The organism is Microbulbifer variabilis ATCC 700307 (genome assembly GCF_000380565.1).
GTDB lineage: Bacteria > Pseudomonadota > Gammaproteobacteria > Pseudomonadales > Cellvibrionaceae > Microbulbifer > Microbulbifer variabilis.
The window spans coordinates 709,588-724,085 of the sequence record NZ_AQYJ01000029.1; the positions used below are offsets into that span (position 1 = coordinate 709,588).

Genomic DNA, 14,498 nt, shown 5'->3' on the forward strand with positions numbered 1-14,498 from the left:
AAATTGGATTTACATGTCCGTTACCTTGTTAAAAGTAGTATTCATTGGCGAATGAAAACAGGTGAGACCGTTGGTGATTTATGAATGGATCCCTCCCAGGATGCGTAAGCGGAGTAAAAAAGGTATCTGGCTCTCTTGCCCCGCGGACTCAGGACCATAATCCAACATGATCTGACCTTATCTTTGAGGTATATTATATGAGTAATCTTCGCTTCGGCCGGCAGGACAACAACGTGAGGCGTTTCGATCTACATTTGGGTCTCTTATAATTCCACCCGCTATGCTCTGTGATGTTAGGCTGCTTTTGTAGAGTTGACTAAGTTCTGAATTTCCGCCATCTCTGGATTGTCTTCTGTAGACTTTTTCAATGAGGGGTAATCTCTCAACGTGTATAGTATGTTACTGGTTAACAAATTTTTTGGCTTTAGAGCTTGTAGCTACGTAATTTTTGTTACTTTGATTTTTATCAAAATTTATCGAAACAAAATAAATAAATTACAGAAATTAAAGTACCCTAAAGGGCCCGCTGTCAACATTGACAGCTCAGGCTCTTCCCGATATTCCTGGTCGCCGTCAAGAATATCAGCCTCAAAAAAGCTGAGTATCTCTAGTGTTTCCTCGGAGACTTGTGTTGTTTTCGTAGCCTTATTAGCGATAAGGAAGGCTTTGATGTCCATGTAGTAAGGATAATTGCTTTTCATTCATATAGTCTGAGGTGGGCATCCCCAGCAGTTCCTGCTCATTGATTCGCGGCATTTGATGAACCTTTAGTCACACTGCTCTGTTTGACTTGAAATATTTTATTTATGATATAACATATCATTTCGTTGGCTGAAGTGTGGCTATCTGTCTTAAATACTCGAAGATTAAAAGGATTGTTGTGAGAGATACTTTAGGGATTTTGGCTTCTGGAGTTTGCCTAGTGCACTGTCTTTTGACCCCATTATTACCGTTATTGGGTGGTTTGGGGATATTGGGTGCACTGCAGGATGACCAGTTTCTCCACTTGCTTTTGCTCGTGCCGGTAGTGACCCTGGCTTTGGCCAGCTTCCCAGCTTCCTGTCGACGTCATCAACGCTATGCGGTAATGGTCGTGGGCTTCTCTGGGGCACTGCTATTGGTTGGGGCGCTTTACCTGGAGGGAGTATGGGAGCTAGTCGCCAGTATCCTCGGTGCTGGCTTGTTAATCATTGCCCATGGGGTAAACCAGCGCTTGATATATCGGGTGGCTTAGGTTGATTAGGTGAGGATAATGAATTTTGCACGGGTTCCGTTGGTTGCTTTGTTTGTTGCCGGTCCAGTTGCCGGAGATATGGGGGGGCATACTCACGGTGAGGCAGTAATGTACCTGGTGGCCGAGGCAGATAGCATCCGTATCGAGCTGGAGTCACCTTCAGTCAATCTGGTGGGGTTTGAGCACGCGCCACGTAGCCATGCTCAACAACAATTGTTGGATCAGGTGTCCCTCGAACTTGCTAAGCCTGATCTTTTCCTGGAGTTTGTTGGAACCAATTGTAAGCCCCGAAGCGTGGATGTTGAGGTGCCTTATAGCGCGGAAGTTAGCAGTGATAGTTCGGTACATAGCGGTTTCCATGCTAGCTATGAATTCAAGTGTGATAATCTGGCACAGTTCAACAGCGTTATTGTTACCCTGTTCGAGAGATTTCCCGGTATTCATGGGATTGCAGTGCAATGGGTCAGCTCCGGTCGACAGGGGGCTGAACTGCTCACTGTTAAAGACAACAAACTGCAAATGAAATAGCTATGAAAGCATCCCAAATCAGACAGACCCTGAGCGTGGCAGAACAAGCCTGCCGTAGCTCAGGGGCGCGCCTGACTGAAAAGCGCAAGAATGTCCTAACCGTTTTGCTGCGGTCTAAAACCCCGCTCTCAGCCTACGAAATAGCGGAGCATTACAATAGTGACGTCGGCGACTCAATTCCTGCCATGTCAGTCTATCGAATGCTGGACTTCCTGGCCGCAGAGAACTTGGTTCACAAGCTTAATTCAGAGAACAAGTATCTCGCATGTGCTCATATTGCCTGTGATCACAGCCACCAAACCCCGCAGTTTTTAATTTGCAACCGGTGTAGCAAAGTAAGGGAAATTGGCATCAGACCGGAAGTCATCACCGCGCTGCGCGATACGGTTGAAAGTGCTGGGTTTCATCTTCAAACGTCGCAGCTAGAGTTGGATTGTGTCTGTGATGAATGTAGCCGGGAAGCAGCTTAGTGGCGGCTAGTCAGTTGATACGCGGGGTACCCGCCAACGTTATCACCGGTTTTCTGGGTGTTGGCAAGACGACCGCAATCCGCCACCTTCTGGAAAGTAAGCCCGATGATGAACGCTGGGCTGTTCTGGTCAATGAGTTTGGAGAGGTGGGTGTTGACGGCGCACTTTTTGAACCGGACCAGGAAGACAGCATTTATATCCGGGAGGTACCCGGAGGCTGTATGTGCTGTGCGGCGGGCTTACCAATGCAGGTTGCTTTAAACCAGTTACTGGCCAAAGCCAGGCCCCATCGTTTATTGATCGAGCCCACGGGTCTGGGGCATCCGCGAGAGGTACTCGAAGCGCTGTCCGACGCTGTACGCGGCGGTGTTTTGAACCTCCGTGGTACGCTTACTTTAGTGGATGCCCGCTGTATAGAGGACGACCGCTATTTGCGTAGTGAGACTTTTCGGCAGCAATTAGAAGTTGCCGACCTGGTGGTTGCCAACAAGTCTGACCTCTATGGTCCTGAGGACTTGCAAAACCTTCAGCGTTTTCTCTCATTTTTAGGTGAAGGCACAGAAAAACCTCTTCAAGTGGTGGAGCAGGGGCGTATCGAACTAGACTGGCTTCTACTTTCAAGTGGTTTCCAGGTTTCTACAGGGAATGATCACCAGCATCCGGTAAATCAGTCGGTGGATGAAGTTGAGCTATTACCGGAGTGTGGTTATCTCCGCTCAGAGAATAGTGGAGAGGGGTACTACAGCTGTGGCTGGCGTTTTAGCCCTGAATTTATATTTGACTATGATGCGCTCTTTTCACTATTCAGCGGCGCTGAAGCTGAGAGAATCAAGGGTGTATTTATTACCGAGCAAGGTGTATTTGGATTTAACAAGGCTGACAAAGTGCTCACAGTATTGGAGCTGGATGACACTTTGGAAAGCCGGGTGGAGGTGATTAACCAGGTACCCTTGGGCTGGGATGAGATGGAGAAGTCCTGGATCGATGCTCTGGTAGATAATCAGGATGCAGAAACAAAAGTGTTTTATGAATCCAAATAGCTGTTAGGCCGGATATTCAAATCTGGCCTGGCTTATCGCAAATGCTTGCAAAGACCCTGATCATTTTTTGGGGACCGTGTTCTATAAAATTGTAATCTGACGTAAACCAATGAATATAAAATTACTCGGCCGCTTAACAGTGGCATGGCTTGCTATGTCCGGCTTTTCGGGCAGCTTTGCCGCAGACCCCCTAAATGTAACCGGTGATAAGTTCCGCCAGCTGGAGGAGCTGCTGCCGACACCTAATAGCTATCGCACTGCGTCGGGAGCTCCGGGTCATGCCTATTGGCAGCAGCAAGCGGACTACGATATCAAGGTTTCACTGGATGATGATAAGCAACTGATAACCGCTTCAGAGACCATCACTTACACCAATAATTCGCCAGATACACTGCGTTATTTGTGGGTGCAACTGGATCAAAATCGCTTCAAGCCTAACTCCTCTGGTAATTTGGCGAGGCCGGTTAACCTGGAAGCCATTGCCCCGGATACCATCCCGTTTAATAGTTTTCGTCATGCGGTGGTATCTGGGGAGTTTCCAGGGGGATACCAGATTACTAAAGTGGTTGACACACGGGGGAGGGAGCTTAGACATACTATTGTTGATACTGGTATGCGAATTGACCTGCCCCAGCCACTGGCCTCCGGTTCCAGTGTGAGCTTCCAGATTGGTTGGGCTTACAAAGTTGTTGAGCAAAAAGTGCTGGGTGGTCGCTCCGGTTTTGAATATTTTAAGCGCGATGATAACTACCTGTACGAAATAGCCCAATGGTTCCCGCGTATGGCCGCCTATAACGATGTTAGCGGCTGGCAAAACAAGCAGTTCCTGGGGAGCGGCGAATTTGCGCTTGAGTTTGGAAATTATCGTGTCGCTATCGAGGTGCCGGCAGATCATATCGTTGCCGCCACCGGCGTTCTTCAAAATCCGAGGGATGTGCTGACTTCCAAGCAGCGTGAGCGTTTGCGAAAGGCCCGTATTGCGAATAAGCCCGTGATGATTGTCACTAAGGACGAGGCCCTGGAAAATGAGAAAAGTCGTTCAACTGAGCGCAAAACCTGGGTTTTTGAAGCAGAAAATGTCCGTGACTTTTCCTGGGCATCTTCGCGTAAGTTCTTGTGGGATGCACAGGGTTATAAAAAGGGCGGTACCGACACAATGGCAATGTCCTTCTATCCAGAAGAGGGCACTCCTCTGTGGGATAAGTACTCTACAGAGTCCATTATTCATACAATAGACGTCTATAACCGCTACAGTTTTGATTATCCCTATCCGGTATCTATTTCAGTCAACGGCCCTGTGGGGGGAATGGAATACCCCATGATCACCTTTAATGGTCCGCGGCCAGAAATTGATGAGGAGGACCGCAGTAAGCGTACTTACTCCCGCCGCACCAAGTATGGGCTTATCTCGGTCATTATTCATGAGGTAGGGCATAACTACTACCCGATGATTATTAATTCTGATGAGCGCCAGTGGACCTGGATGGATGAGGGGCTAAACACCTTCGTACAGTTCCTGGCTGAGCAGGAGTGGGAGGAAAAGTATCCATCTCGCCGCGGAGATGCGCGAAAAATTGTCGAGTATATGAAGAGCGAGAACCAGGTTCCGATTATGACGAACTCGGAATCAGTACTTCAACTCGGTAACAATGCCTACGGAAAGCCGGCAACTGCACTGAATATCCTGCGTGAATCCATTATGGGACGTGAGCTGTTCGACTTCGCTTTCCGAGAGTATGCCCAGCGTTGGAAGTTCAAGCGCCCTATGCCTGCAGATTTTTTCCGTACTATGGAGGATGCATCAGGTATGGATTTGGATTGGTTCTGGCGCGGCTGGTTCTACACTACTGATAATGTTGATATCAGCCTTGATGCTGTACATCACTACACCGTTGGTACACAAAACCCTGAAGTAGAAGGGCCTTGGAAGCGCGCTCAGCATGAAAGGGAACCGGAGACTATCACTGTTATTGAGAACCGCGCGAGAAAGTTGACCCGTATCGTTGATGGTAAACCGGAATTGGAAGACTTCTATAACAAGCACGACGAGTTTGATGTTTCCAATGCAGATCGCAATAGCTACCGAAGTAAGCTGGAGGATCTGGAGGACTGGGAAAAAGATTTACTCAGGGTTGAGAGTAATGTCTACGTGCTGGACTTTAGCAATATTGGTGGCTTGGTAATGCCCCTGTTCCTGCGATTGGAATATGAAGATGGAAGTGTTGAGGATTTGCGTATCCCCGCTGAAATCTGGACTCGCAATGCTAAGAAGACCTCCAAGATGCTGGTGAGGGATAAGAGTAAGGTGCTGAAGTCAGTAGTGCTTGATCCCCACTGGGAAACAGCGGATGTCAATGTAGAGAACAACTTCTACCCACGCCGCATTATCAAGTCGCGCCTGGAGCTATTTAAGGATGAAAAGCAGCGTAATTTGATGAAGGATTGGGATGTAGAACTTAAAGAGGCAGGTTAAACCTTGGAGAAAATTGCAGCTCACTGATAATTGGTTTGGGGAGCTGCAATTTGTGTTTTTGACGCAAAATATCCATCTGAAACATTCATTATGTATTGGTAGTAATTGATGAAAGTTTTATTTTCCTTTTTGCTGGTAGTAACGACCTCAGTAATTGCACTCCAGGCAAATGCACATCGCTATCATTTTGGTTTGACTAGCCTCTCAGTAAATGAACGCACTCAAACACTGGAGATTTCCCACCGATTTTTTGTTGCTGATATTGAAAAAGCTTTGTCAATAAGTGCCGGTAAAGAGTTGAATGAAGCACAACAACAGATGGAGAACTATGTCAATTCAAGATTCCAGGTTAGCCAGAAAAATGGCGATGTGTTAAATCTCAATTGGGTAGGTATGGAAGCCGATGTTCATGATATCTGGATATATCAGGAAGTGCCTTTGGTAGATCTTTCCAGTAAAAAATTGAGCATTAAGCAATCGATGCTGATGGAGATTGAGCGGGACCAAGTGAACACTATTACTGTAAATAATAGCAGTGAAAATCAAAGCTATACCTTAAAGTCAGGTGAGAGTAGGGTAGAGTTCAGTTTGTAATCTGATCATATACTAGTTAATCACTATGAATAGTGAGTGATATGTGGGGTTTCAGCATACCTCACTCACTCTAACCAAATTCAGTCACTCATTATGGCTGTTGGTACCGTTATACAGTTCTACTGTTGTGGCCATTAGTGATAATAGCCACTGGGTCCAATTATTACTAATCAACCTGTTTTCAATAAGTGAAAAACCTCTTAAGAATCTAAAATATCAAAACGACTGGTAAGACCTCTGAACCCTCTCAGCCGGCGGAATAAGTTCTCTATCTCGCTCTGTTCTCCTATATGCCAGGCCGTCTTTACTTTATACGAGAAAATCCATGAAACGTAGGCGTTAAAATCCATTATTGATAGTCTCTGTAGATGTAACTTGAGACTATCTTTTGAGCGCTACAAAAGTATATCTTCAAATGGGAAATATCAGTTTATATTCAATTCGACTTTTAAATTCCAAGGGAGACACTCATGACGAAGCATTCATTTTTACTCACAGTGGTTTTGATTGCCCTTGTCTTTGTGAGATTTGAAACGTCAGCTGAAGAAGACAATCTTAATTCCATCAAAAGTGGCAAGGGTATCATTTGCAGTAATGAGTATGTCTTATGCACATCTGCCCCCTGTATTCCAGACCCCAGGAATCCGGATTCAAATGCAATATGTAGGTGTGATGTTAACAAAGGATTGAACTTTGGGTTATCAGAATGTAAAACCCGGATACCTGCGACCAACTCAAACGGCGTTAAAAAAGCCTTGTCGACATTTTCTTTCGCTCAGGCTCCTACTAAGCCTGTACTTTCCTGTCCCGAGGGTAAACCGTGGACAGATTGCCTGGATCAGCCTTGTATTGTCGACCCAATGAATCCGCTCAAGGCCATATGCACATGCAAGATTGTACGTGATAAGCCTTTTGTAACTTTTGGAGGGGATTGTGTTTCTCTGACTTGTGATACGGGTTATTGGTCAGGCGCAACTGCAGAGTCCTATCTTGAGGCAAGTAGACAGCTTATGAAGGCAGTTGATTTAGATGAAATGCCCGCTAAATACTGTGTGGGAAGGCCCCCTGAGATTTCAAAGTGATTCCTGTATCATTTTGAGCCTTTCCACGGTTTCAGCCAATCGTTAAAAATGATATTCGATTTTTTCTATACGGTCCGTTGATCGTTAAATTGATTTGCTACTCGTATATATCTGCGAAAATAGATGTTTTATGTCTATGGCCAGATGTATCTCTTCAAGTCTGGTGCCTCCTAAATCAGCATTTAGACGGATACGTATCTGCGAAAGACTCCCATTTGCCTCGACAATCAGATTATTGCCCGAGCCAACCAGATTGAATATCTACTGAGCGATTGTTAACGCAACATAAACATCTAAAGAAAAACGGAAAATTCCGGGATCTCCGCTTGTCAGTAAGTGGAATAGTCCTATTGTATTTTTCTTTCATATCTATTTAGGGCACTTCTCCCCGCAAATCAAAGGTTGGCACAATAAGAAAATTATTTAAATAGAGGCTCAAGCGGAGCAAAAACATAGTTTTTCCAGGTATATTAACCTGGCTCCTTCTATTTACTAACAAACCCCTTCAGGAACATTCCTGACTCTAGATGCGCGAAAGCTAAGTCGCGTCATGGCTCTGCCGAAGCATTAAAAATGGTCCACAGGCTGTCGCTAAATAAAGAGGTGGATGGATATCTAAATTTTATATGGTGGTGATATATGACTAAAAAATATTTACATTTTCTTCATTTTGATAAGTTGGATTGATTTTTATATTCTTTGTCAGATTTTCATTTTTCGCAGATAGGCCGAAAGTGTTGATAGGTGCTAGATTATATTTTTTCACGCACTTGCTTAAACCAGTTGAGGACTTTCTGGTGGTGCTCTTGCCCATATAAGAGAACAAAGCTACGGGTATGGTAGTTATTCTTATCTTGGAGTGCGCTGATACGTTCATCAACAAAGCCTGGTGTTAGCTCAATACCGCATTCTATCGCAATACAATGCAGCCAAGCATTAAAATCTTCGGGTACTATTGGCTGAGTCATGTTAATTCCTAATTAGACTTTTGGTAACTGCACGTCCTATGGGTGAATTTATAGAAACGCTAGAATATTTCTTAGTACTTATTGAGTACTACTCATATAAAAGAAAAACCACCGGTAATAATCATTGCCGATGGTTTTTTTTGACTGACTAGAGCTTCCCTTAATTAAAACATGCCCCGCAATCCAAGACTAAAGTTCCTCCCGGGGAGTGGAGCAAGTTCTTTCAGGAAGGATGAATGCACATAGGCTAACTCGTCAGTTAGGTTATTACCCTTGAGGTAGACTGTAAGGTTGTGCGGATTTCCTAGAAAAGTGTACGCAAGCTCAGTACTCAAAAGTGTGTAAGCAGCGGTGGTAGTTTCCAGTTCTGCGACTTTGGTTTGCTTAAACGCGTGCGTAATCTCAATCCCTGCATCCCACCCATTGGAGCTATAATTTAGCATGCCGCCCAGTCGCATGGGTGGGATACGAGGCAAATTACCTCCGTTATCCAGCTTTCCACGAACAGTATCTCCCCACAATGTCAGTGTGAGAGGCTTGGATAATTGCCAGGCAAATTCAGCTTCTAGACCGTAGAGTGTCGAATCCGCTTGATCGAAAACATAAACCGGCAGTTCGCCATGATCATGACTCTCTTCTTCTTCTTCTTCGTGATCGTGTTCTTCAAAGTCTTCGCTGGTGTAGCCCGTATTGCGTTCGTAGTAGAAATTATCTATCTGGTTGTAGAATAAGTTCAGTACCCAGCCGATATTTCCTGAATGCCTGCGAAAGCTCAGGTCAATGTTGTTGGATACCTCTTCATCAACATTGTTTTCATAGTAAAAATAGGGTTCTTCTGTGTCATCATTCAGTTTAAAAAGCGCGCCGACTTCGAAGCTACTGGTGCCGATATGGGGGCCATACGAGAAAAGTTCAGCGGCGCTGGGGGCCCGTTGTGCGTGGGTAAAAGAGATCCCGGCATTGTAATTGGCGGCGATATCCCAGACCAAGCCAGCAGAAACGCTATAGGGCGTGAAAGCCAGTTTATCGAGATTTTCTCCTTCCCATTCATCATCGGCAGCTTCAACCGTGACTCTTTCGATACGGGCCCCTAATTGCCATAGGAATTCACCCGTGTGCTTTTCTTGTATCAGCCCAATTGCTGAGCTTCCTGTTGTGCTCGGCGGGGTGAAGGCCTCTTCACCTATCGCTTCAAAATCTGTAGTTTTGCTCTCCAGGGTTATTGCGCCGCGCCATCCGGCCCTTTCTTGCAATAATAGGTTGACCCGAGCTTGAAGTGTCTGATTGCTGAATGTTGTGCCGACAGCGTCGTTCTCGATTTCAGAATGTTCGTAGTCTGTGTATCCAATTCTGGTGTCCAGACCGCTAAACCATATGTTGTCCAGAGACAGTTCACTGACCAGCTGCCATCGGTCCTGTTTCAAATCAGAAACTACTTCTTCTTCATGTTCATCATGATGCTCTGATTCATCATCTTCGTGTTCATCAGAGTGACCGTGCCCGGGAATACCATTAACTCGCTCCAGGCGTCCATAGGCAAGGCCGATAGATCCATTATCTAAAAACCAGTTGCCACCAATATTGAACCCGTTGCTTTCTGAATCGCTGTTCTCTAATACTCCTCTGGAATGTTCGTCATGGTCGCCCGAGGTGGGAATTTCATAGTCGTCACCTTTGCGCCAGAAACTGTCCACGTGGTATGCCAGCTGGTCATTACCGCCGGTATGAGCCAGTGAAGCTTCGCGCTCATTTGCAACAGTATTGCTTCCCAGCGAATAAGCAGTCCTGTTTTCACCAGAGGTGGGTATTCTCTCGTCTACCACATTGACTACACCACCGATGGCTCCGGACCCATAAAACAGGGTGGCAGGGCCTCGCAGGATTTCTATCTGCTCTGCGGTAATTGTCTCTGTGGCGACGATATGATCTGGGCCAACTCGGGAGGCATCAGCGCTGTCGAGTCCATTTTGGGTAATCAGAACACGGGGGCCGTTGAGCCCCCGGATGATTGGACTACTGGCTACTGGTCCAAAGTAGCTGGAATGAACTCCCACTTCATTTTTGAGGGTTTCTCCCAGAGTGGAGGCTTGTTTTCTACGTAGCTCTTCGCCAGCTACTACGGTTACAGGTTGTGCCGATTCAATAGTGGAGGCATGTAATGGTGTGGCTGTTACATCGATTTGCTCGATAACGGTGTGTTGCAGGGTAACCATGAGGGGCTCATCCTGACCGGCCTTTAGAATTATTGTCTTGTGGCTGTGCCCTGGGGCATTGATGTGGATTTCGCGGAGTTGCGAAGTATTCACCTCAAGTAAAAATCGGCCCTGGGCATCTGTTTGGGTCTGTTGTCGACTTCCCGCGACTTCAATACTGGCGCCATAGATGGGCTCTCCAGAAGTATCTAATACCTGTCCGGAAATTCCATGGGCCAAGTTTGAAAGAGTCATCAGTGCGAAAAGGTTCGCGGTAAGTTTCATGAGTTATTCCTAATAGAATTTTTACGTCCCAGTAAGCGCTCGTCATTCGTCGGCGGATCCGAAATCGAATGTGAGTAGCAGTCGCAGTTGGCCGGGCTCGACACTCGGCGAGCGGTGGATTAGACCGGCCCCTTCATTGCCCTCCCAGAGTTCGCCTTTGAGAAGGGCAACCGAGCCGCATGCCAGGTGATTGATGGAAGTTGGAGGGAATTCCTGGTTAGCCTTTAAGTCGAGCGTATTTGGGTCAATAGAGTCTGGTGCCAGCCACTCAGTCCCCGTGCCTAAATAAGTCGTAATCAATCGGCAGGGCACCCGATCTACATGAAACTTGGGGCACATTGCACCGCTCAGGGTTGTTAAACGAATACCGACTCCGCTTAGCTCAAATAGGTAACTGAACATATCTGCCAGTAACTGGATGTCAGCACACAAGTGCGGGTAGGGACCAAGCTCTGGCAATGCTTCACCGAGACGCTCGATCTTGGCGGTAGGTAATAGAATCCTACGGTTGGGATGGACACCACTATTTAAGAGGGAGCGGCAATCACTGGCTATGCTACTGGACAGTTCTCGTTGCCAGATGGCCATATTGATATCAGCTTGGAAAATATCTGCTAAAACTTCTCCATTACCTGCAGATACGGCCCGACGGGTATTTGGCAGGTCTGCCACTGACAGTCCTTCCTCTTTCGGAGCCAGTTCAGCACTTGGAGCTTGTGTGATAAGTGTCTCATGGCTTCTTTCTGTAAAGTCAGTCAGGCTCAAGCTAATCTCCAATTAAGTAACTTCGGCTAATAAATACTATTTTCAGAGGCTTTAATTGCTTTGCTCTCTGCTATGGCGGGCGGTGCAATACCTAAATTCCTCACTCGGACTACCCACTCCTCAATGTAGGCTATGATATAACATATCATATTGAGAATGGTCGGCCTTGGCAACCTCCAACATTGGGGTGAATCAATCTTGAAGACCGAATTCATCGGGAGTTCTGATAGCTGGAGGGAACCTTGGTGAGGCGTATTGACCACTGCCTGGCGCAAGTAGATTATTCGGCGATGTTCTTTTTAGCTGCAAAACCGTTTATCGCAGATTTCTTTCTTGCTGTCGTCGTAATTCACATTTTGCTCAGATTTGATTGGATCAAAATGATACAGTGTATCAATTGTGTATTTATGGTTTATCCCACTTGAGTGGAGGAGCCAGGGAAATAATGGCAATGATTGGCAGGATTTAGCTAGGGGTGCAGCTTCGTGCCGGCCTGCAGCCGGGGAGGGTGTGTTAAGCTGTCAGCCTGCCGTGTTTATGAGTGAATTTTCGGTGTACCGGAAAAGACAGGGTTAGCGTTGGGAAGTACCCAAAATTAACCTGTTATTTTTTAAATATTGCTGAGTAAATATGAAAATCAATAATTCTATTGTTTACGGGGTTGCAACTGCTGCATTATTTGCTGGAGCGAGTTGCGCCAGCCTCGCCGCAGAGAAAGAGAGTGTTTCGACTGAAGGCATGTGGCAACCTCACCAGTTGCCTGAGCTGTCCAAAGAGCTTCGGACTCATGGCCTGGAGCTGGACCCAGCCAGCATGACCAAGCTTACCGAATTTCCAATGAACGCGGTGATCAGCCTGGGGGGATGTTCCGCTTCCTTTGTCTCTCCCACGGGATTGGTGATTACCAACCACCACTGCGCCTACGGTTCAATTTCATACAATTCAACTGAATCCAAGGATTTACTGGCTGAAGGTTTCCTGGCCGGAGATTTGTCTGAAGAGCTGCCTGCTGCACCGGGCTCCCGCGTCTACGTCACCGTTGCAATGAACGAAGTAACGGACAAGGTTAACGAACGCCTGACAGATGAGATGGATGGTGCTGCACGTTTTGCCGCTATCGAAGAAGCGGAGAAGGCGCTGGTTTCCGAGTGTGAAAAAGATCCGGGCCATCGTTGTGAGGTCTATAGCTACTACGGCGGTTTGAACTACTACCTGGTTAAGCAGCTGGAAATCCGCGATGTGCGCTTGGTTCATGCGCCGGCGTCTTCGATTGGCAAATTCGGCGGCGATATCGATAACTGGATGTGGCCTCGCCATACCGGCGATTACGCTTTCTACCGCGCCTATGTTGGCAAAGATGGTAAACCGGCTGATTATTCCAAAGATAATGTCCCTTACGTTCCCAAGCACTATTTGCCTGTAGCGGCAAAAGGGCCTAAAGAAGGTGATTTCGTGATGGTTGCCGGTTATCCGGGGCGTACCAACCGTTATCGCACTGCCCAGGAAGTGGAAAGCAACTTCAACTGGTATTACCCAAACATGCAGCGGGTACTGGGTGAATGGTCGGAAACGATTGGTGCGGCAACTGCCGACAATAAAGATGCAGAGTTAAAGTATGCAAGCCTCGTGGCAGGTTTGAATAATTACTCTAAAAACTTTACCGGTATGATGGAGGGTTACCAGCGCAGTGATCTATTGCAGCGTAAAGAAAAGCTGGAAAAAGATTTGCTAGCTTGGGTGGATTCAGACAAGGCCCGCGAGAAAAAATACCAGTCGACGATCGATGATCTTGAGGCGCTGGTTGTAGAAAAAGAATCAACCCGTGAACAGGACCTGGCCATCGATTATATGGATCGTTCAGCCATGCTGGGTGCCGCGAGCAAACTGTATCGATTGGCCAAAGAGAACGAAAAACCCGATGTTGAGCGCAAGCCGGGTTATCAGGAACGGGATCTAACCCGATTCAAAGAGGGCATGCGTCGTATAGAGCGCAGCTATCACCCATCAGTCGACAAACAGATCTGGCTTTACTTCCTGGACCGTTACCAGGCGCTCCCGAAGGAGCAGCGTATAGCCAGCTTTGATCGTTACTTGAATATCGGCAAAGGCAATACTGACCTAGAGGCAACTCTCGACAAAATGTATAAGGAAACAGAGCTTTCCGATGTCGAGGTACGTGAAGCGTGGATCGGTAAAAAGCCTGAAGACTTCAAAGAGAGCAAGGATCCGTTTATCCAGCTGGCAGTGGCAATGTACGATGATATGCTTGCCCGTGAAGAACATGAGGAATCCATGAAAGGGCGTTTCGCCCAATTGCGCCCACAGTATATGGAGATGCTGATAGATTATTACCACTCCTTAGGTAAGCCGGTCTACCCGGATGCAAATAGCTCTCTTCGCGTGACTTATGGCCTGGTTAAAGGCTATGAGCCACCAGCTGGAACAATTAAAGAGGCAGCAGATGGTAATGACGGTAAACAAGGCTTTGTACCTTTTACAACATTGCGTGGTATTAAGGCAAAGTATACCGGCGAGGACCCCTTTGATGCCCCCAAAGCTTTGATGGAAGCGATCGATAAGAAGAACTATGGCCGTTACTATGAAAAGCAGCTGGATTCAGTACCGGTTAATTTCCTAAGTACCGTAGATATTACGGGCGGTAACTCAGGATCTCCGACAATGAATGGTCGCGGTGAGTTGGTGGGAGTCGTATTTGACGGAACCTACGATAGCATCAATGCTGATTGGGACTTCACTGATAGTACCCGGGCGATTCATGTCGATATCGCTTATATTCTCTGGGTAATGGAGAATATTGACGGGGCCGGATACTTGGTTCGGGAGATGGGCCAGTAGCCGACTATAGT

The 14,498-nt window shown here is 46.8% G+C and carries 11 protein-coding genes; 8 read left to right on the forward strand and 3 right to left on the reverse strand.

Annotation, left to right across the window (positions count from 1 at the left end; all coding sequences use genetic code 11):
• Positions 1 to 880: 880 nt before the first annotated feature.
• The 7 genes from G367_RS0121990 (at position 881) to G367_RS0122020 (ending at position 7,421) form a co-directional block, all read left to right on the forward strand.
• The gene (locus G367_RS0121990; RefSeq protein WP_026305324.1) at positions 881 to 1,234 is read left to right on the forward strand and encodes a MerC domain-containing protein; all 354 of its coding nucleotides are present in this window, start codon (positions 881 to 883) and stop codon (positions 1,232 to 1,234) included.
• A gap of 18 nt (positions 1,235 to 1,252) precedes the next feature.
• Complete coding sequence (locus tag G367_RS0121995; RefSeq protein ID WP_020415333.1) at positions 1,253 to 1,762, forward strand: ZrgA family zinc uptake protein; 510 nt, start codon at positions 1,253 to 1,255, stop codon at positions 1,760 to 1,762.
• A 2-nt stretch (positions 1,763 to 1,764) separates the two neighbouring features.
• On the forward strand, positions 1,765 to 2,232 hold the full coding sequence (locus G367_RS0122000; protein ID WP_020415334.1) for a Fur family transcriptional regulator: 468 nt from the start codon (positions 1,765 to 1,767) through the stop codon (positions 2,230 to 2,232).
• Complete coding sequence (locus G367_RS24655; RefSeq protein WP_020415335.1) at positions 2,232 to 3,272, forward strand: CobW family GTP-binding protein; 1,041 nt, start codon at positions 2,232 to 2,234, stop codon at positions 3,270 to 3,272. The genes G367_RS0122000 and G367_RS24655 overlap by 1 nt, the downstream gene beginning before the upstream one ends.
• A 109-nt stretch (positions 3,273 to 3,381) precedes the next feature.
• Positions 3,382 to 5,745 (forward strand): M1 family metallopeptidase, encoded by a 2,364-nt coding sequence (locus G367_RS0122010; protein WP_026305325.1) that lies wholly within the window; start codon positions 3,382 to 3,384, stop codon positions 5,743 to 5,745.
• Positions 5,746 to 5,853: 108 nt separating this feature from the next.
• Entirely contained in the window at positions 5,854 to 6,339 is a 486-nt protein-coding gene (locus G367_RS0122015; protein ID WP_020415337.1) for a DUF6702 family protein, read from the forward strand.
• 470 nt (positions 6,340 to 6,809) lie between these two features.
• A complete protein-coding gene (locus tag G367_RS0122020; protein ID WP_020415338.1) occupies positions 6,810 to 7,421 on the forward strand; it encodes a hypothetical protein in 612 nt (203 codons plus the stop codon).
• 752 nt (positions 7,422 to 8,173) lie between these two features.
• Here the strand turns inward: G367_RS0122020 and G367_RS0122030 are convergent.
• From G367_RS0122030 to G367_RS0122040, 3 genes are all read right to left on the reverse strand, one after another.
• Entirely contained in the window at positions 8,174 to 8,389 is a 216-nt protein-coding gene (locus G367_RS0122030) for a PD-(D/E)XK nuclease superfamily protein (protein WP_020415340.1), read from the reverse strand.
• Positions 8,390 to 8,553: 164 nt separating this feature from the next.
• The gene (locus G367_RS0122035) at positions 8,554 to 10,866 is read right to left on the reverse strand and encodes a TonB-dependent receptor (protein WP_020415341.1); all 2,313 of its coding nucleotides are present in this window, start codon (positions 10,864 to 10,866) and stop codon (positions 8,554 to 8,556) included.
• A 42-nt stretch (positions 10,867 to 10,908) separates the two neighbouring features.
• A complete protein-coding gene (locus tag G367_RS0122040; RefSeq protein WP_020415342.1) occupies positions 10,909 to 11,631 on the reverse strand; it encodes a DUF1826 domain-containing protein in 723 nt (240 codons plus the stop codon).
• 630 nt (positions 11,632 to 12,261) lie between these two features.
• Between G367_RS0122040 and G367_RS24660 the strand changes: the two genes are divergently transcribed.
• Positions 12,262 to 14,487 carry a S46 family peptidase gene (locus G367_RS24660; protein ID WP_020415344.1) on the forward strand — a complete coding sequence of 742 codons (2,226 nt, stop codon included), beginning with the start codon at positions 12,262 to 12,264 and terminating at the stop codon, positions 14,485 to 14,487.
• Positions 14,488 to 14,498 lie beyond the last annotated feature (11 nt).